Genomic DNA, 20,188 nt, shown 5'->3' on the forward strand with positions numbered 1-20,188 from the left:
TGGTGATCCGCAGAGGATGCGACATCCTGGGGGATTGAGGCGTGGCAACCAAACCATTCGTCGGCTCGGGCACGATGTGCCGGCTGCCGGTGCACAAGGGATCCGGATCCTGATGGGCACCCGGATATCAACGGACATTCCCGGTCGATTTTCGGGAATGGGGCCCTTTCTCCTCGTCTGGTCCGGTCAGGCGGTATCCCTGGCGGGAAGCGCGGCAGTCCGGTTCGCCTTCATCGTCGAGGTGTGGTCGTCCGGCGGGAACGCGACCGCCGTCACCATCCTCTCGCTGTGCGCCATGCTGCCGCAGGCCGTGTTCAGTCCCATTGCGGGCGCAATCGTCGACCGTATACCCAAGCGCACCGCGCTCCAGATAGCCGATGCCGGCGGGCTCCTCGTGGTGGGCACGCTGGCGCTGCTCCACTACCTCGGCGCCTTCCACGCCTGGCAGGTCTATCCGGCCGCCGTACTCCTCGGCGTCTGCGCCGCCTTCCAGTTCCCGGCCCTGTCCTCGGCCGTTCCCCTCCTGGTCCGCAAGGACCAGCTGGACCGCACCAACGGCCTGCTGGCAGGTGCGAAGAGTGCCGCCGGGATCGGCGGCCCCGCGCTGGGCGGTCTGCTCGTCACGCTGTTCGGGATCGGCCCGACGCTCCTGGTCGACCTGGCCAGTTACGCGTTCGCCCTCATCGGCATCCGGATCGTGCGCTTCAACGGCGACCAGGTGACGAAGGACGCCGCCGCGCCGCGCAAGCGGATCACCGCCGATGCCGTCGAGGGGCTGCGCTACCTGTTCCGGGTGCCCAGCCTGCGCGACCTGATCGTCAACTTCTGTGTCGTCAACCTCGTCATGGTCTTCGGCTTCGCCCTCATCTCGCCGATGGTGCTGATGCGGGCCGGCAATGGCGCACTCGCCGCGGTCAACACCTCGGTCGGTATCGGCGGAGTGGCCGGCGCCCTGCTGATGGCGGCCTGGGGCGGTCCCGCGAACCGGGGCCGGGGCATGATGCTCGGCGTGGTCGGCATGTGCCTGTCCGCTCTGGTGGTGATGAGCCTGGTGGACGGGGTGACCGGCTGGTGCCTGGCCATCCTGGTCGGCGCCCTGCTCATGACGGTGGTCAACGCCTCGATGCAGACGATCGTGCAGACCAAGGTCCCCCACGAATGGCAGGGCCGGGTCTTCGGCGCGGTGATGTTCCTGTCGCAGATCTCCGTGCCCATCGCCATGGCGGTCTCCGGACCGCTCGCCGACCACGTCTTCGAACCGCTGGCCGCCCGGGGCTCCGGGCTCTTCACCGTGCTCGGTCCCCTCGTCGGCGACGGTCCGGGCAGCGGCATGGCGGCCATGTTGCTCCTCGCCGGCATCGGCGGTACCGGGGTCGCCCTGTGGGGACTCGCCAGCCGCTCCATCCGGGACATCGACACCCTGCTGCCCGACCTCGACGCGCCGCAGGAGCCCGTCGAGCAGAGCGGCGGGCAAGGAGGTGAGCGGGATGAGGTGCGTGCATGAACTGTTCGAGGAGCAGGTGGCACGGACGCCCGGCGCGACAGCGCTGATCCACGGCGACGAACGGATCGACTACGCCGGACTCGACGCGCAGGCGGCCCGGTTGGCGGGTCTGCTGGCCGCACGGGGCATCCGGGCCGGTGACACGGTCGGGGTGTACCTGGAGCGCTCCACCGCACTCGTCGTGACGGTGCTCGGCATCCTCAAGGCCGGAGCCGGCTACATGATGCTGGACCCCGGCTTCCCCGCCGAACGACTGCGCGCGATGGCCGAGGACGCGAGGACGGCCGTGGTCGTCTCGGCCCGGGACGCCGCGCCCGGGATGCTCGACGTGGCGCAGGTGCACATCGAGGACGCGCACGGTGCGCAGCCGCTGCCGCGCGGCGCCGTCCCGGTCCGGCCCGACGACATCGCCTGCGTGATGTTCACCTCCGGCTCGACCGGGCGGCCGAAGGGCATCGCCTCGTCGCACCACGCGATCACGTCCACCCTGACCGGGCAGACCTTCGCGTCGTTCGGCCACGGCGCGGTCTGGCTCCAGTGCGCCCCGCTGTCGTGGGACGCGTTCGCCCTGGAGCTGTGGGGGCCGCTCATGAACGGCGGGACCTGCGTCCTGCACCCGGGGCAGCGGCCCGAACCCTTCGTGATGGCACGGCTCGTCGCCGAGCACGGCATCACCTCCATGTACCTTTCGGCATCCTTCTTCAACGTCATCGTCGACGAGTACCCGCAGGTGATGGACGGACTGCGGGAGCTCGTGGTGGGCGGCGAGGCCCTGTCCGCGCCGCACGCGGCCCGCGCCCTGGAGCGCAGTCCGCGGCTGCGGCTGAGCAACGGCTACGGGCCCGTCGAGTGCATGATCTTCCTGACCGTCCACCCGGTGACCCGCGCCGAGCTCGGCGCGGGCCCGGTGCCGATCGGCCGCCCGCTGGCAGGGAAGCGGCTGTACATCCTCGACGAGGAGCTCTGTCCGGTGCCGGACGGCCGCACCGGTGAGATCTACGCCGCCGGGGCGGGCGTCGCCCGCGAGTACCGGGGACGGCCCGCGCTGACCGCCGAACGCTTCGTCGCGGCCCCGTCCGGTGAGCGTGTCTACCGCACCGGCGACCTCGGGCGACGGCGTGCCGACGGAGTCCTCGAATACCTGGGCCGGGCCGACAGCCAGGTGAAGATCCGGGGCTTCCGGGTGGAGCCGGGTGAGGTCGAGAGCGTTCTGGCCCGGCACCCCGGCATCGACCGGGCGGCGGTCGTCGCCCATGAGCACCCGGCGGGCGACCGCCAGCTGACCGCGTACGTCGTACCGCACGGCGGCGCCCGGCAGAACTTCCGGGAAGCGGAGTTGCGCGCCTACGCCCGCGACACGCTGGCCGACTACCTGGTACCGGCGGTCTTCGTGCCGCTGGACGCGCTGCCGCTGACCCCCAGCGGAAAGCTGGACCGGACCGCCCTGCCGGAGCCCGGATCCGCGACGGCCCTCGCGGGACCGGCGGTGGTGAGCGGCACCGTGGCCGCGCTGTGCGACCTCTTCTCCCAGGTGCTGCGCACGGACCCGGTCGGCCCGGACGACGACTTCTTCTCCCTCGGCGGCCACTCCCTGCTCGCCGCCCGGCTGCTGGGCCGGATCCACTCCGCGCTCGGCGCCGAGATCGACATCCGCGGGCTCTTCGAGGCGCCCACCCCGGCGCTGCTGGCCCCGCTCGTCGACGCCGCTCCCCCGGCACCCCCCGCGGCCCCCGCCGCGCCCGGCGCCGCCTCCGGCGCGCTCCCGGTGTCGCACGCGCAGCACCGGCTGTGGTTCCTGGACCGGATCGGGGCCGGCGCCGCGTACAACCTGCCGATGCTGGTCCGGCTGCGGGGCACGGTCGACCCGGCCGCGCTGGACGACGCCCTGGCCCGGGTCGCCGACCGTCACGAAGTGCTCCGCACCGTCTTCGAGGAGTCCGACGGCGCCCCCGTACGACGGGTGCTGAGCGGGGCGGCCGCCCGGCCTGCCTTCCGGCATCTGCGGCTCACCGAGGAAGAGCTGGACCGGGAGATCGGGCGGGAGGCCCGCCACCGCTTCGACCTGCGTGCCGAACTCCCGGTGCGGGCCACGCTGTTCACCAGTCGGGAGCGGCCGGACGAGCACGCGCTGCTGGTGCTGGTCCACCACATCGCCGGGGACGGATGGTCCCTGCGTCCGCTCTTCCGCGATCTGTCACGCGCCTACGAGGCACGGGTCCGTGGTGCGGACCCGGCCGGACTCGCCCCGCTCGCCGTCCCGTACGGGGAGCACGCCCGTCACCAGCTCGACCGGCTCGGCTCACCGTCCGATCCGCACGCGCTCGCCGCCCGTCAGCTCACGTACTGGCGCAAGGAGCTGGACGGGCTGCCGGCCGAGGGTCCGCTGCTGCCCCGCCGCGCCGGGCGCCCCGCCGTACCCGGTCCGGCCGCGCAGGTGGTGGTGTGCCGGCTCGACGCGGCGGCCCACGCCCGGGTGGCCGACTCGGCCCGTGCCCGGGGCGCCACGCTCTTCATGGCCCTGCACGCCGCGCTGGCCACCGTGCTGGTGCGGGCCGGCGCGGACGAGGACCTGGCGATCGGCGCACCGGTGGCCGGACGCGCCGGGGACGGCAGCGTAGAGGACGTCGTCGGGTTCTTCGTCAACATGCTGGTGCTGCGCACCGATCTCTCCGGAGACCCCACCGCGGCCGAAGTGCTCGCCCGGGTGCGGGAGACGGACCTCGCCGCGTTCGGCCACCAGGACGTGCCGTTCGAGGACGTGGTCGGCTCCCTCAACCCGGCGCGCTCCCCCGGCCGGCAGCCGTTCACCGACGTGGTCCTGGCGCTCCAGAACAACGCGCGGGCCGAGGTCACGCTGCCCGGTGCCGAGCACGGCGTCGAGATCGTGCGCACCGGCGCCGCCCGGTTCGAACTCCTGGTGGACGTCACGGACTCCACCTCGGAGCTGGGCGCACCGGACGGGCTGACGCTGACGTTCGAGTACCGCGGGGAGGCGCTGGAGGCGGACTTCGTCCAGTGGCTCGCCCACGCCCTCCCCGAGGCCCTGGAGGCGGCCGCGTCCGCCCCCGACACGCCCTTGTCCCGGCTGGGTCTCACCGAGCCGCCGCGGCGGGCCGGCGAGAGCGACCGGATCGCGGCACCGGCCCGGCCCCGAGGAACCGCGGAGCGCCCGATGACCGCTCTGGAACAGGAAGTCGCCGCCGTGTGGTGCGAGGTCCTCGGTGTGCCGAGCGCCGGCCCGGACGACGACTTCTTCGCACTCGGCGGCAACTCCCTGCGCGCGGTGCGCGCCGTGGCCCGGCTCGGCGCCGGCCGGCCGGTGACCGTGGCCCAGCTGTTCGCCGCGCCCACGGTCGCCGCCTTCGCCGCCGAGCTGGAACAGGCGGTCGCCCGGCCCGAGCCGGACGCCGTGTCCCCCATCCCGCGCCGCCCCCGGGTGCCGCGCCGTCCGCAGCCCCAGCCCCAGACCCAGACCCAGCCCAGCAGGAAGCAGGAGGAGTGGCAGTGGACCTCAGTGTGATGTTCTTCGGTGCGGACAGCACCACCGCCGGCGAAGCCCGGCACACCGAGACGTACGAGGACATCCTCGCCGTGGCCAGGACCGCCGACCGGCTCGGGTTCCACGCCGTCTGGACCCCCGAGCGCCACTTCCAGCAGGTGGGACAGGTCTTTCCCAGCCCGCCGGTGCTCAGCGCGGCACTCGCCGTCGCCACCGAACGGATCGGGATCCGCGCGGGCAGCGTCGTCCTGCCGCTGCACCACCCGCTGCGGGTGGCGGAGGACTGGGCCGTCGTGGACAACCTCTCGCACGGGCGGGTGGGTCTCTCCGTCGCCACCGGCTGGCACTCCAAGGACTTCACGCTGGCCCCCGAGCAGTACGCGGACCGTCGGCAATCCGCCCTGGAGACCGTCCCGCGGCTGCGGTCGTTGTGGGCGGGCGAGCCCGCCGAGTACCCCGACGGCACGGGCACCCCGGTCTCCGTCACGCCCCAGCCCCGGCCCGTGCAGGACACCCTGCCGCTGTGGATCACCACCTCCGGCAACCCGGAGACCTGGGAGGCGGCCGGACGGCTGCGCGCCGGAGTGCTCGGCGCGACCGTCGGGCAGAGCCGGGACGAGCTGGCCGAGAAGATCGCCCGCTACCGCACCGCCTGCGCCGCCGCCCCCGACCAGCGGGGCACCGACGCACACGGCCGGGTCACGCTGATGGCCCACACCTACGTCGGCACCGACGACGCGGAGGTGCGCCGGATGGCGGGCGCCCCGCTCAAGACCTATCTCGCCTCGTACGTCCGCCAGACCGCGGCCAACCGTTCGGCGGACGCCACGACCGCGGGGCTCACCGAGGAACAGACCGCGATGCTCGCCGACTTCGCGTTCGAGCGCTATCTGAGCTGGGGCAGCCTGCTCGGCTCCCCCGGCCACTGCGCCAAGATGCTCGCCGATCTGGCCGAGCTGGGCGTCGACGAGATCGCCTGCTTCATCGACTTCGGCATCGGACGCGACGACGTACTGGCCGGGCTGCACCGGTTGGCCGAACTGAAAGAGAACCTGTGATGAGCGCCCCCACCTTCTCGCGCCCGGTCCCGGGTGCGGCGTCCCCTTCGTCCATGGCCGACCGGTTCGGCGCACTCGGCAGGGAGCAGCGGGTCCGCCTGATGCGCCGTCTGCTGGAGGCGGGGCGGGCCCGCGAGATACCCGCCGTCATACCACCGCGCGACCCGGCCCGCCGGGTGCCGCTGAGCCCCGCACAGCACGACCTGTGGGTGTACGACTCGCTGTATCCCGGTACCCCCGCGCTCAACCTGTGCGCCGCATACCACTTCGAGCGGGCCGTCGACCCGGCGCATCTGGAGGCGGCGCTGACGCTGATCCAGCGTCACCACGACATCCTGCGGACCCGCATCGTGACGGACCCGTCGGGCGAGCTGCATGTCGAGTTCGGCGACGACGGGACCTTCGATCTGGAGCGCGAGGATCTGCGGGGCACCGGCAGGACGATCGACGAGGCCTTCGAGACCTTCCGCAGCCGTCCCTTCGACCTCGGCCGGGACAAGCTGATCCGGGCCCGGTTCGTCCAGGTCGACGAACGGCGTTCCACCCTGATGCTGAGTCTGCACCACACCATCAGCGACTGGTGGTCGTTCGACGTGCTGCAGAACGAGTTCGCGCAGGCGTACGGCGCCCTGCGCGACGGCCTGGAGCCGCCCCTCACCCGGCCGGCCGTCCAGTACGCCGACTTCTCCTCCTGGCAGAGCGAGTTGGAGGAGTCCGGGGTCTTCGCCAGCCGGCTCGACTTCTGGCGGCGCTATCTCGCCGACCCGCCCGGTCCGCTCACCGTGCCGGGCTCCACCGTCTCCGTCACCGAGGGCGACGGCATCGCGCAGGTCCCCTTCCACATCGACGCGCCGACCACCGCCGCCGTGCGGGCCCTGGCCCGGGAGCGCGGTGCCTCCGTCTACGTCGTCCTCATGGCCGCCTTCGCCGTCCTGGCGCACCGGGTCAGCGGCGCCGACGACCTGGTGATCGGCACCCCCATCGCCAACCGCGCGGCCAAGGGCCTGGACCAGGTCATCGGGTACGTCATGAATGCCGTGCCGACCCGCTGGAACGTGACTCCGGAGCGGTCCTTCGCCGACGTGCTCGCCGGGTTCGCCGTCGATTTCCCGGATCTGATGGCCAACTCGGACGTGCCGGTCGGCCGGATCGTGTCGGCCGCCGCGCCCGAGCGCAGCGCGGGCCGGGCCCCGCTGTACCAGTGGGTGTTCATGCACCTGACGCAGCAGCCGAGCGTCTCGGTGATGAAGGAGTTCGCGGAGCCCGAGCGCATCCACACCGGCGGCGAGCACGACCTCGTCGGCGTGGTGAAGGACAGCGGTGACGGCATGGAGGGCAGCTTCGGGCTGCGTACCGATGTCTTCAGCCCCGCGACGGTGGCCCGCTGGACGCAGTGCTACGTCGAGCTCCTGCGGCAGATCACCGCCGACCCCACCGCGCTCATCGGGGACATCGACCTGGTGCCCCCGGCCATGCGCGATCAGCTGCTCGCCGGATCCGCCGGGCCCACCGCCCCCGCCCCCGTCACGCTGCCCGAGCTGGTGGCCCGGCAGGCGGCCCGCACACCGGACGCACCGGCCGTCGAGTCCCCGGGGCGGACCCTGAGCTACGCCCGACTCGACGACCGGGTGGCCCGGTTGGCGGGCAGGCTGGTGCAACTCGGGGCGGGCCCCGGGCGGGTCGTGGCCCTCGCCCTCGCCCGCGGCAGTGACTGGCCGGTGGCGGCGCTGGCCGTCCAGCGCGCCGGCGCCGCCTATCTGCCCCTCGACCCCGCTCACCCGGCCGAGCGGATCCGCCGGGTCCTGGCCGGGGCCGCGCCCGTGCTCCTCGTCACCGAGCCGGGCGCCGCGCCCCTGGAGACCGGTCTGCCGGTCCTGGTCCTCGACGAGGACGCCTGGGCCGGGGAACCGCTGCCGCCGGGTGGCCCGGACCCCTTCGACGCCGCCCATGTCATCCACACCTCCGGCTCCACCGGCACCCCGAAGGGCGTGGTGGTCACCCACGCCGGGGTGGCCGCGCTCACCCGGACCCTGGTGGACGGCATCGGGCTGGACGCCGACAGCCGGGTGCTCCAGCTCGGGCCGCCCTCGTTCGACATCTCCGTCGGCGAGTTGTGCCTGGCCTTCGGCTCGGGCGGGACCCTGGTTCTGCCGCCCCCGGGTCCGCTCGTGGGCGAGGACCTCGGGACGGTTCTGACCGAGCGGCGGATCTCCTGCGCGTTCGTCCCGCCGTCCGTGCTCGCGACCGTACCGGCCGGACCGCATCCGGATCTGCGTGCCCTCGTCGTCGGCGCGGAGGCCTGTCCGCCGGAGCTGGTGGCCCGCTGGGCCGCCGCGGGGCGACGCTTCCACAACGCCTACGGGCCCACCGAGTCGACCGTCGTCTCCACCGTCTCCGGACCGCTGGAGGCCGACGGCACGGTGCCGCCCATCGGCACACCGGTGGCCGGCACCACCGCCTATGTCCTCGACGAGCGGCTCCGGCCGGTGCCGGCCGGGGCAGGCGGTGAGCTGTACCTGGCGGGTGCCGCGCTCGCCCGTGGCTACCTGGGACGTGCCGCGCTCACCGCCGAGCGGTTCGTCGCCGACCCCTACGGTCCGCCCGGCAGCCGCATGTACCGCACCGGCGACCTCGCCCACCGCGACGACAGCGGCAGCACGTACTACCTCGGGCGCGGCGACGAGCAGGTGAAGCTGCGCGGGCTGCGGATCGAACCGGGCGAGATCGCCGCCGCGCTCGCCGAACACCCCACCGTGGAACGGGCGGTGGCCGTCGTACGGCACGACCGGGGCGACAGCGCGCAGCTCGTCGCGTACGCGGTGCCCGCGCCGGGAGCGGAGATCGACGAGGACGCGCTGCTCCTGCACGCCTCCGGGCGCCTGCCCGCGGCCATGGTCCCGGCCGCCGTGGTGGCCCTGGAGGCGCTGCCGTTGTCGTCCCACGGCAAGCTGGACCGGGCCGCCCTGCCTGCGCCCGCCGCACGGACCGCCGACACCGTCCGGCTCCCCGGTTCGGCGCGCGAGGAGATCCTCTGCGGGCTCTTCGCCGAGCTGCTGGGCCTCGAACAGGCCGGTGCCGACGACGACTTCTTCCGGCTCGGCGGCGACAGCATCATGGCGATCCAGCTCGCCGCACGGGCGCGGGCTGCCGGACTCGTGCTCTCGCCGCACGACGTGTTCACCGTACGCACCCCGGCCCGGCTGGCCGTGCTGGCCCGTACGCCCGACATCGACGCCCCGGCGCAGGAGGACACCGGGACCGGGCGGCTGCCCCTCACCCCGGTGATGCACTGGTGGCGCGAACAGGTCCGGGACACCGCCACGTTCACCCAGTCCATGCTGTTCCCGCTGGCGCCCGGCACCGGACTCGCGGCGATCGAGGAGGCCGTCTCCGTACTGGTCGAGCGGCACGCCGCGCTGCGGATGCGCCTGGTGCGCGAGGACGACACCGGCTGGGAGCTCCAGGTGCCCGAGGAGAGCGCGCCCGCCGACGCGGCGGCCGTCCGGGTGGCCGTGCCGGCGGACACCGATCTCCACTCCCGGGCGACGGAACTGGCCCGCACCATCACCCTCCGGCCCGAGCACGGCGAGATGGTGCGGGCGGTGTGGCTCGATCCTGGCTCCGGCCGTCCCGGCGCCCTGCTGCTGACCGTGCACCACCTGGCCGTGGACGGTTTCTCCTGGCGGGTGCTCGGGGAAGAGCTCGCCGCGGCGCTGGACCATCGCTCCGAGGGCGACGCCGCACCCGCGAAGACCGCCTCGTTCACCCGGTGGTCGCGGCTGCTCTCCCAGGAGGCCGGACTGCGGCTCGACGAACTCCCCTGGTGGAAGCGGCAGCTGGCGGACGACACGGCCCGGCTCGCCGACGGCCTGGGTGCGGACGGGCAGCGGGAGACCCTCACCTTCGAGCTGGACCCCGGGCTCACCCGCAGTGTGCTCCTCACCCTGCCGGGGATCTTCAACTGCCGTCCCGACGCGGTGATGCTGACCGCCCTGACCGCGGCGGCCGTCCAGCGGCGGGGCACCGGATCCGCGCTCCTCGTCCACCTGGAGGGCCATGGGCGCGAGGTCGTCTCCGCCCAGGTCGACGTGTCCGGCACCGTCGGCTGGTTCACCACGCAGTACCCGGTCCGCCTGGACATCGGTGCCGCGTCGGTGGCGCCCGGCGGTCAGCCGGGAGAGGCCCTGAAGTACGTCAAGGAGCAGCTGCGGGCGGTGCCCTCGGGCGGGCTCGGCTGGGGGCTGCTGCGCTACCTCAACCCGGAGACCGGCCCGGCACTCGCCGCGCTCCCGGTGCCCGATGTCCGCTTCAACTATCTGGGGCGGTTCGGCGCGGGCGACGCGGCGGGCGGGCGGCTGCTGGAGCCCGGCCCGGACGCCGTGCCGCTGGCGCACACCCTGGAGGTGGACGTGCTGGCCCGCGAGGAGAACGGCGAGCCCGTTCTGGAGGCGAGTTTCTCCTACCCGTCCGGGGTGTTCACCGAGGACGAGGTGCGCGCACTGGCCGGGGCGTGGTCCGAGGCGCTCGGCGTCCTCGCGGACACGTGCGGACCGGACGGCGGAGCCGTCCACACCCCGTCCGACTTCCCGCTCGTCGACCTCACCGGTGACCAGCTCGAACTGCTCGGGCAGGACATGGACTTCGGCGATCTCGACGCCGGCTTCGACGGTGCCGGCTCCGCCGACGACGAAGGGGAGCGACGATGAACGCGCGCATCGCGGACGTGCTGCCGCTCTCCCCGCTCCAGGAGGGCCTGCTCTTCCACGCCGCCCGGCAGACCGACGGCCCCGACCCCTATCTGGTGCAGGCCCGGTTCCAGATCGGCCCCGCGATCACCGGGGAAGCGGTACGGGCCGCGGTCACCGCGCTCCTGGACCGGCATCCCAATCTGCGCGCCTGCTTCCGTCACGAGCGCCTGGACCGGCCGGTCCAGGTCGTGCCGAAGGCGGTCCGGGTGCCGTGGACCGAGGTGGACCTGACGGGTCTCGCCCCGGACGCGGTGCGGGTGCGCACCAACGAGGTGCTGCGCGAGGACGCGGCGCTCCGCTTCGACGTGGCCCGCCCGCCCCTGGTCCGTGCCACGTTCCTGCGGCACGACACCGGTGCCGAGCTGGCCGTGTCCTTCCACCACATCCTGCTGGACGGCTGGTCGATGCCGGTCGTCGAGCGGGACCTCGCCGCCCTCGTGGCGGGCCGGCCGCTGCCGCCCGCCGCGCCCTACCGGGACTACCTGGTGTGGCTGGGCGGTCAGGACCGGAACAAGGCCGAAGCCGCCTGGGGCGAGTCGCTGGAGGGCCTGGAACGGCCCGCGCTGCTGGCCCCTGCCGGACCGGACACGGCGCCCGACCGTTCGCGGCTGTGGCTGACCGCCGGCCTCACCGAGACGCTGGTCCGGCGGGCCGCCGCGGCGGGCGTCACCCTCAACACCCTGGTGCAGGTCTCCTGGGCCCTGGTCCTGGCTCGGCTGACGGGCTCCCGCGACCTGGTCTTCGGCGCGGTCGTCTCGGGGCGCCCGCACGACCTGCCCGGTGTCGAGTCCATGGTGGGGCTGTTCATCAACACCCTGCCGGTACGGGTGCGGCTGCGGGACGGCGAGCGGGTGGAGGAGCTGCTCCGCCGGATCCAGGACGAGCAGTCCCGGCTGCTGGAGCACCACCACGCCCGCGCCGCCGAGGTGCAGCGCGCCGTGGGGGCCGGTGAGCTCTTCGACTCGATCATCGCCTTCGAGAACTTCCCGCGGGGTTCCGGGAGCGACGACGGCCCCGGCACCGTCCGCCTGGCGAAGGTGTCGGACGCGACGCACTACCCGGTCACGATCGCGGCGGTCGCCGAGGACCGGCTGCTGCTGTCCGTGAGCTGCCGCCGGGGCATCTCCGCCACCGCGGTCGCCGAACGCCTGGCGCACGTGCTGGAGCAGCTGGCCCGCTCACCCCGGACACCGGTGGAGGACATCGACGCGCTGCCCGAGTCGGAGCGGCACCGCCTGCTGGCCCTGGCCGACGGCCCGACCCGCGCGCCCGCCGCACCCGCCACCCCGACCGGGCGATTCGCCGCCCAGGTGGCCCGTACCCCGGACGCGCCGGCCGTCGACACGGACGGCGAGATCCTCAGCTACGCCGGGCTCGACGCCGCGTCGGACCGGCTGGCCGGCCGCCTCGTCCGGGCCGGTGTGGCACCGGGGCACACCGTGGCCCTGCTGCTGCCCCGTTCGGCCTCCGTGGTCGTGGCCCAGCTCGCGGTCCTCAAGGCGGGGGCCTGCTGGCTCCCCCTCGACCCGGCGCACCCGGCGGAGCGGCTGGCCCGGCTGATGTCCGCGGCGGCCCCCTCGCTGGTCCTCACCGCGGGGACGGATCCGGCCGCCGCCCGGCTTCCCGCCGGTACCGCGGTGCTGGACGTCGCCGAGGCATCCGGGTCCATGTCCGCCTCCTTCGACGGTGTCCCCGCCGATCCCGGGGCCGCCGCCTGCGTGATCTACACCTCCGGCTCCACCGGAGAGCCCAAGGGGGTGCTGGTCCCGCAGCGGGCGATCACCGAACTCGCCACCGACGGCCGCTTCGCGGGCGGTGCCCACGACCGGGTGCTGCTGCACAACCCGTACACGTTCGACGCCTCGACCTACGAGGTGTGGGTCCCGCTCCTGAACGGCGGGACCGTGGTGGTCGCCCCCTCCGAAGCGGTCACCCCCGACCTGCTGGAGCGGGTGGTCCGGGAACGGCGGGTCACCGGGCTCATGCTCACACCCGAACTGCTGCGCACCGTCGCGGAGATCGCGCCCGGCGCGCTGTCCGGGCTCCGCGAGGTGTGGTCCGGCGGCGACGTCCTCGCGCCCGACACCGTGCGCCGGATCCGGGAGCACTGCCCGGACACGGTGGTCGTCAACGGTTACGGCCCCACCGAGACGACGGTCTTCGCCACCGCGCACACCGCGTCCGGACAACCGGCGGGGCATCCGGGCGCCGTTCCCATCGGGCGTCCCCTGGACAACACCCGCGCCCATGTCCTGGACGTCCGGCTGCGCCCCGTCCCGGCGGGCGCCACCGGTGAGCTCTACATCGGCGGCAGCGGGCTCGCCCAGGGCTACCTCGGGCGGCCGGTTCCCACCGCGGAGCGGTTCGTCGCCGATCCGTACGGACCGCCGGGCAGCCGCATGTACCGCACCGGGGACCTGGCCCGCTGGACGCCGGACGGCGTGCTGGAGTTCGCGGGCCGGGCCGACGACCAGGTCAAGGTGCGTGGTTTCCGCGTGGAGCCCGCCGAGGTCGAGGCCGCGCTGGCGGGCTGCCCCGGCGTGGCGCGGGCCGTGGTCGGCGCCCGGCCGGACGCGGCGGGCGGCAAGCTGCTGGCCGCCTGGCTGGTGCCCGCTGAGGACGCGGACCGGGAGGAGCAGTGGCACCGGACCCTCGACCGGGTGCGGGCGCACGCCGCCGAGCAGTTGCCCGCGCACCTGGTGCCGTCGCTGTGGGTCCGTATCGACGAGGTGCCGCTCACCCGCCACAACAAGGTCGACCGGGCCGCGCTCCCCGCCCCCGGACCCGGCGGGGAAACGGTGGCCGACCGGGCACCGCGCACTCCGCGCGAGCGGGAGCTGTGTGCCCTGTTCGGCACGGTGCTCGGTGTCCCCGCGGTCGGGCCCGACACCGACTTCTTCCTGGCGGGCGGCCATTCGCTGACCGCGCTGCGCCTGAAGTCGAAGATCGAGACGGTCCTCGGCGTACGGATCCCGGTCGCCGCCCTGTTCGACGCGCCGACCCCGGCCGCTCTGGCCGCCCTGCTCGACGCCCCTCCGTCCACGAACGGCCCCGCTCCCCGGACACCGCTGCGCGCCGCTCCCGGACGTCCGTCGTCCGCGACGGCGCCGCAGGAGCCGCACCACAACAGCCTGGAGCCGGTGCTCACCCTGCGGACCGGTGGCGACCGCACCCCGCTCATCTGTGTGCACCCGGGGCTCGGTCTGAGCTGGTCGTACGTGAACCTGCTGCCGCACCTGGACCCGGCCCGCCCCGTGCACACCCTGCAGAGCCCGGCGCTGCTGAGCGGCATCGGCCAACTCCCGCCCACCATGGGAGAGATGGCGGACCTGTATCTGCGGAGTGTGCGCGAACTCCGGCCGCACGGACCGTATCTGCTGCTCGGCCGGTCCTTCGGCGGTCCGCTCGCCTACGAACTGGCGGTGCGGCTGCGCCGGGCCGGCGAGGAGGTCCGGATGCTCGCCGTGGTGGACGCCATGCCGATGCCGGACGAGATCAGGCGCACGCCGCCGGACCCCGCCGCCGTCGAGAACGAGATGCTGCGCATCCTGCTCCACTCCCATGCCCCGGAGCTGCCGTTGCCGGACGGCCCGCTGGAGCGGACCGAGGTGTTCGCCATGGCCCGCGACGGGGCCTTCGACGGCCTTTCCACCGCCCGCCTGCACGCCCTCGTCGACACAGGGGCGCATCACACCGCGCTCGTACGGGAGTGGCGCCCGTCCGGCTACGACGGCCGGACGACGCTCTTCTCCGCGACGCACGACGACTGGCCGACCACGGCCGAGAAGACCGAGGCCTGGCAGCGCGTGACCGCCGCGCTCGACGTGCACGAACTGGACTGCGGTCACAGCGACGTACTCACTCCGGGCCCGGCGGCCGAGATCGCCGCGGTCCTCGAATCCGCCCTCCGAGGGGACTGAAACCCATGACCGTCGACGCCGTCGATCTCATCGACCTCTACGCCGGGGAGGGCGGCGGGGACGAGGAGTACGAGTTCCCCGCCTCCGACGCCCAGAGCCGCCTGCTGGTCCTCGACCAGCTGAATCCGGGCTCCCCCCAGTACAACGTCCCGGTCGCCTTCGCGGTGCACGGGCCCTTCGACACCGCCGCGTTCGGCCGCGCGCTGAACGCGCTTGTCGCCCGCCACGAGGCACTGCGGACCGTCTTCCGGACCGCCGAGGACGGCACCCCGGCGCAGCGCGTCTCGGCCGTCGGGCGGGTGCCGCTCACCATCCGGCAGGACGTGCCCGCCGACCGTGCGGACGCCCTGGTGCGCGCCGAGGCCGCCCACCCCTTCGACACCGCCGAGGGGCCGCTGCTGCGCTGCACCGTGTACGCCGTCGACGACGGCAGCCACCGGGTGCTGCTCGTCGCCCATCACCTGGTCTGCGACGGCTGGTCGCTCGGCCTCATGCTGGAGGGGCTGTCCGAGGGGTACCGGCACGAGGCCGGGGGGCAGACGTACCGGCCGGCCGAACTCCCGCTCCAGTTCCCCGACTACGCGGCCTGGCAGCGGGAGCGTGCCGCGGACGGTGCCTTCGAGGCGTCCGTGGAGCACTGGGTCGACCGGCTGCGCGGCGCGCCCGCCGCCATGGAGCTGCCGCTGGACCGCCCGCGCCCGCCGGTCCGCACGGCCGCCGGGGGCACCGAACGCTTCCTGCTCGACGCCGAGGTCAGGGAGCGCCTGGCCGAGGTGGCCGCGGTCCAGGGCGCCACCCCGTTCATGACGGTGTTCGCGGCGTACGCCGCCTTCCTCTCCCGTATCTCGGGCGGCGAGGACCTGGTCATCGGCTATCCGGCGTCGGGGCGCGAGCGGCCCGAACTCCAGGAGATGGTCGGGATGCTGACCAACACCCTGGCGATGCGCGTGGACCTGTCCGGCGACCCCTCGCTCGACGAACTCACCCGCCGCGTCCGCGCCTCGATGCTGGCGGCGCAGCCCCACCAGGACGCGCCGTTCGAGGCGGTCGTCGACACCCTCGCCCCGGTCCGTGAGACCAGCCACGACCCGGTGGTGCAGGTGGCGCTCAGCTACGAGGACGAGGCCGCGCCGGATCTGGCACTGGCCGGCGCGACGACCGAACGGCTCCCCCTGACCCTGGACACCGCCAAGTTCGACTTCCACCTGTTCATGGAGCGGTGGGGCGCCGGACTCGCCGCCCAGTTCATCTACCGCAGCGACCTGTTCGAGGCCGGCACGGTCCGCCGCTGGACGGACAACTTCCGCACGCTGCTGGCCGGGCTCCTCGCGGACCCGTCCGCACCGCTGTCCGCCGTGGAGCTGGTGCCGGCCGACGAGCGCCGCCGGATCATCGCGGGCGCCGACCGCCTCGCGGAGGCCGCGCCGCTGGACCGCCTGGTGCCCGACCTGATCGCCGACCGCGCGGCCGAACACCCCGATGCCACGGCCCTGGTCTGCGGCGACCTCCGCCTGAGCTACGCCGAACTGCTCGCCAGGGCCGACGCGCTGGCCGCCCGGCTGCGCGCCGCCGGGGTACGGCCCGGCTTCCGGGTCGGTCTGCTGCTGCCGCGCTCGGCCGACCAGGGCATCTCGGCCCTCGCCGTCCTGCGCGCGGGCGGCGCGTACGTACCGCTGGACCAGGCCCACCCGGAGGCCAGGCTCCGCCACATGGTGGAGAGTTCGGGCACCGGACTCCTCCTGACCTCCCGGGAGACCGCGGAGAAGGGGGAGAGCCTGGAGGTGCCGTGCATCCGGGTCGACCGCCCGGCCGTCACGGACCCGGTCATCCCGGGGGCCGCCACGACCGGTGCCGCACCGGGCCCCGAGGATCTCGCCTATGTCCTGTTCACCTCGGGCTCCACCGGCGTCCCCAAGGGCGTCGCCATCGAGCACCGGGCGCTGCTCAACCTCACCCGGGCGGTCCGGCACTCCTTCCCGGTCGACGCCGACGACCGGGTGCTGCAATTCGTGTCGTTCGGCTTCGACGTCGCCGTGTCCGACCTCTTCTTCCCCTGGGTGGCCGGAGCGGAACTGCACATCCCGCGGGAGGACGAGCGGATCGGCGAGGCGCTGCTGGAACGGCTGCGGGACTCCCGCATCACCTATGTGTTCCTGCCGCCGTCCGCCGCGATGCTGCTGCCCGACCTGACCGGGCAGCTGCCCGAGCTGCGGACCGTCGCGGTCGGCGGCGAGGCCTGCCCCGCCGAACTGGTGGAGCGGCTCAGCGCGCCCGGCCGGCGGATCGTGAACGCGTACGGCCCCAGCGAGGTGACCGTCTACGCGACCACCGGGGACCTCACCCCGGGTGAGCCCGTGGTGCTCGGCGGCGCCGTGCCCGGGGCCCGGGTCTACGTCCTCGACGAGCGGCTGCGGCCGGTCCCCGCCGGGGTGGCCGGTGAGATCTATGTGGCCGGTGCCTCGCTGGGGCGGGGCTACATCGGCCGGCCCGGCCTGACCGCCGAACGGTTCGTCGCCGACCCGCACGGCGCACCGGGTACCCGGATGTACCGCACCGGGGACCTGGGCCGGATCGACGCGCACGGCCTGATCCACTACCTCGGCCGCTCCGACCTCCAGGTCAAGCTGCGCGGCGTACGCGTCGAACTCGGCGAGATCGAGACCCTGTTGGCGGGCGCGCCGGGCATCGCCCTGGCGGCGGCGACCGTCCGCGGCACGGGCACCGCGCAGCGGCTCGTGGCGTATGTCGTGGGCCGGGACGGGGCGGCGCCCCCGGACGCGGAGCTGCGCGCCCATCTCGCCCGGCGGCTGCCCGGGTCCATGGTGCCCGAGGTGTTCGTACGCCTGGACGAGATGCCGCTCAGCAGCAACGGCAAGATCGACCGGGCCCGGCTCCCGGAACCCGCCACCGTGCGGTGCCGGCCGGACGGCTCGACCACCGTCGCGGGCACCGCGACCGAGCGGCTCGTGGCGGGCCTGTGGGCCCGCGTGCTCAACCTCGAACTCGTCGCCGTCACCGACCACTTCTTCGATCTGGGCGGCAATTCGATCCGGCTGCTGAGCGTGCTGTCCGCCCTGCGCGAGCTGGGGACGTACGGCGAGCTCAGCCTGGTCGACCTGTTCCGTCACCCCACCGTCAGCTCCCTCGCCGCTTACCTCGACCGGGCGGTCGCCGGGACCGCCGCCGGGGCTCCCGCAACCGCTCCTCCCGCCGACACGGCCGCCGCGCGCGGCGGTGACCGGCACGCACGACGCACCGCCGCAGCCCGACGACTCAGCTACCGGAAAGGCACCACACGATGACCGAGAACGCCAGCGCCGCCGAGCCCCTCGCAGCCGACTCCGCGATCGCGGTCGTCGGGATGAGCGGTCGCTTCCCCGGCGCCCCCGACCTGGACGCCTACTGGGCGAATCTGCTCGGCGGGCTCTGCTCGGTGACCGATTTCACCGAGGAGGAACTGATCGCCGACGGCGCCGACCCGCAGGAGGTGCGCGGCCGCGACCACATACCGGCCAAGGGCCATCTCGTGGACGCGGACCGCTTCGACGCGGAGCTGTTCGGCTTCAACCGCACCGAGGCGGCGGCCCTCGACCCCCAGCACCGGCTGCTCCTGCAGACGGCCTGGTCCGCGCTGGAGGACGCCGGCCGCAGCCCGCTCGGCGGAACGGCGCGTACCGGCGTGTACGTCGGCGGCGGCCCCACCGAGCACATGCTGGCCGCGCAGACCGACCCGCGGCTCGCCGCGTCCATCGGGGCGCTTCAGGTACGCATCCTCACCGACCGCGAGTTCCTCGCCCCGTGGATCTCGTACCGGCTGGGACTGGAGGGCCCGAGCCTGACGGTGCAGACGGCCTGCTCGACCTCGCTGACGGCGGTGCACCTCGCGGTGCAGTCCCTGTTGCTCGGCGAGTGCGACACGGCGCTGGCCGGAGGCGTCGCCGTGGACACGGTGCGCAAGCGGGGCTACATCCACCAGCAGGGCGGCATCTACTCGCCGGACGGCCGCTGCCGTCCCTTCGACGAGCGGGCCGGCGGCACCGTGCCCGGCAACGGGGTGGGCGTGGTCGTGCTGCGCCGACTGTCCGACGCGCTCGCCGACAACGACCCGATCCGGGCGGTCATCCGGGGCAGCGCCGTCACCAACGACGGAGCCACCAAGGTCGGGTTCACCGCGCCCGGCGTCGACCAGCAGACCGCCGCGATCGTGGAGGCCTGGGCGGCGGCCGGTCTCGACCCGGCCGACGCCCAGTACCTGGAGGCACACGGCACGGCCACCGCGCTCGGCGACCGGATCGAGGCAGCGGCGGCGACCGCCGCGTTCAAGGGCGCGCTCGGCACCGGGCGGATCGGGATCGGCTCGGTGAAGTCGAACATCGGCCACCTGGACGCCGCGGCGGGCGTCGCCGCGTTGATCAAGTCGGTGCTCATGCTGGAGCACGCGACCCTGGTGCCGAACGCCGACGCAGGCCGCCCGCACCCCGAACTGGGCTTCGACGACTCGCCGTTCCACCTGGTCGAGCGGGCGACCGCCTGGCCGGAGCCCGAGCTCGGTCCCCGGCGGTCCGGGGTGAGCTCGGTCGGCATCGGTGGCTCGAATGTGCACGTGGTCCTGGAGGAGGCGCCCCGGCGCAGCGAGGCGGGGGAACCGGACGCCCAGGGCGCACCGGAGGTCCTGCTGCTGTCCGCCCGCACCCGGGAGGACCTCGCCGCGATGGCCGGCCGGCTGGCCGGGGCGCTGCGGGCGCCGGGTGCCCCGTCGCTCGCCGACACCGCGTACACGCTGTGCCTGGGCCGTGTCCCGATGGCCGTGCGCGGCTATGTGCGGGCCGGGGACCGGGCGGGGGCGGCGGATCTGCTCGCCGAACTGGCCTCGGGCGGTGCGGCGGGCCTGGGCGGGCCCGACCCGCTCGGCGAGGCCTGGCTGGCGGGTGAGCCGGTGGTGCGGGACGGCGGCGGCCGACGGGTCGCCCTGCCGTCCTACCCCTTCGCCGGGGAGAGCCACGGCGCCTACCGCCTCGGTCAGGTCGCACCGGGCGGGGAGCAGCCGGCGCAGGGCGGCGGTTTTGCCGAACTGGAGCAGGGCGTCCGCGCGCTGCTCGCCGACGCCCTGGGTCTGACGGACACCGACGACCCTGAGATGACGTACTTCGCGGCCGGCGGCGACTCCCTGACCGCCGTCCACCTGGTCGGCTGCCTCCGGGACGACTTCGACCTCGACGTCCCCATCACGCTCTTCCTGGAGCAGCTGACGCTGCACGAGATGGCCCGCCGGATCGTCGCGGCCGGAGAGGGCGACGACTCCCTCGACGCCCTGCTCGCGGAGTTCGAGGCGGAGTGAGTGAGGACACCGCACAGGGCTTGGGGGGGGGAGCCGAAGAGGGGGGGGGGGGGAGAACCGTGTTTGTTTTTTTGTTTGTGTGAAGCCCCCGGCCACCTACCCCACCCCCCCCCCCCCCCCC

Annotated in this window: 7 protein-coding genes; all 7 read left to right on the top strand. The window is 74.2% G+C overall.

Annotated features, from left to right (window positions below):
* Nucleotides 1–157: 157 nt before the first annotated feature.
* Genes ACFV8T_RS38930 through ACFV8T_RS38960 form a run of 7 tightly spaced genes read left to right on the top strand, consistent with a single transcriptional unit; the run spans nt 158 to nt 20,067 of the window.
* Nucleotides 158–1,504, top strand: a complete 1,347-nt coding sequence (locus ACFV8T_RS38930) for an MFS transporter (RefSeq protein ID WP_385336813.1) — start codon at nt 158–160, stop codon at nt 1,502–1,504.
* Nucleotides 1,488–5,024, top strand: a complete 3,537-nt coding sequence (locus ACFV8T_RS38935) for an amino acid adenylation domain-containing protein (RefSeq protein ID WP_385336816.1) — start codon at nt 1,488–1,490, stop codon at nt 5,022–5,024. The genes ACFV8T_RS38930 and ACFV8T_RS38935 overlap by 17 nt, the downstream gene beginning before the upstream one ends.
* Entirely contained in the window at nt 5,009–6,061 is a 1,053-nt protein-coding gene (locus ACFV8T_RS38940) for a MupA/Atu3671 family FMN-dependent luciferase-like monooxygenase (protein ID WP_385336819.1), read from the top strand. The genes ACFV8T_RS38935 and ACFV8T_RS38940 overlap by 16 nt, the downstream gene beginning before the upstream one ends.
* Nucleotides 6,061–10,767: an amino acid adenylation domain-containing protein gene (locus ACFV8T_RS38945; RefSeq protein WP_385336821.1), complete on the top strand. Its 4,707-nt coding sequence runs from the start codon at nt 6,061–6,063 to the stop codon at nt 10,765–10,767. The genes ACFV8T_RS38940 and ACFV8T_RS38945 overlap by 1 nt, the downstream gene beginning before the upstream one ends.
* A complete protein-coding gene (locus ACFV8T_RS38950; RefSeq protein WP_385336823.1) occupies nt 10,764–14,729 on the top strand; it encodes an amino acid adenylation domain-containing protein in 3,966 nt (1,321 codons plus the stop codon). Before ACFV8T_RS38945 ends, ACFV8T_RS38950 begins: the two co-directional genes overlap by 4 nt.
* A 5-nt stretch (nt 14,730–14,734) precedes the next feature.
* Entirely contained in the window at nt 14,735–18,031 is a 3,297-nt protein-coding gene (locus ACFV8T_RS38955; protein ID WP_385336825.1) for an amino acid adenylation domain-containing protein, read from the top strand.
* Complete coding sequence (locus tag ACFV8T_RS38960) at nt 18,028–20,067, top strand: beta-ketoacyl synthase N-terminal-like domain-containing protein (RefSeq protein WP_385336828.1); 2,040 nt, start codon at nt 18,028–18,030, stop codon at nt 20,065–20,067. Before ACFV8T_RS38955 ends, ACFV8T_RS38960 begins: the two co-directional genes overlap by 4 nt.
* The last annotated feature ends 121 nt before the right edge of the window (nt 20,068–20,188 follow it).

It is taken from the genome of Streptomyces sp. NPDC059832 (assembly GCF_042731715.1).
Classification (GTDB): domain Bacteria; phylum Actinomycetota; class Actinomycetes; order Streptomycetales; family Streptomycetaceae; genus Streptomyces.

What these genes read in the sequence shown, in the direction of transcription:
- ACFV8T_RS38930 (WP_385336813.1), top strand. Translation starts at nt 158, where the DNA reads ATGGGGCCCTTTCTCCTCGTCTGGTCCGGTCAGGCGGTATCCCTGGCG.
- ACFV8T_RS38935 (WP_385336816.1), top strand. Translation starts at nt 1,488, where the DNA reads ATGAGGTGCGTGCATGAACTGTTCGAGGAGCAGGTGGCACGGACGCCC.
- ACFV8T_RS38945 (WP_385336821.1), top strand. Translation starts at nt 6,061, where the DNA reads ATGAGCGCCCCCACCTTCTCGCGCCCGGTCCCGGGTGCGGCGTCCCCT.
- ACFV8T_RS38950 (WP_385336823.1), top strand. Translation starts at nt 10,764, where the DNA reads ATGAACGCGCGCATCGCGGACGTGCTGCCGCTCTCCCCGCTCCAGGAG.
- ACFV8T_RS38955 (WP_385336825.1), top strand. Translation starts at nt 14,735, where the DNA reads ATGACCGTCGACGCCGTCGATCTCATCGACCTCTACGCCGGGGAGGGC.
- ACFV8T_RS38960 (WP_385336828.1), top strand. Translation starts at nt 18,028, where the DNA reads ATGACCGAGAACGCCAGCGCCGCCGAGCCCCTCGCAGCCGACTCCGCG.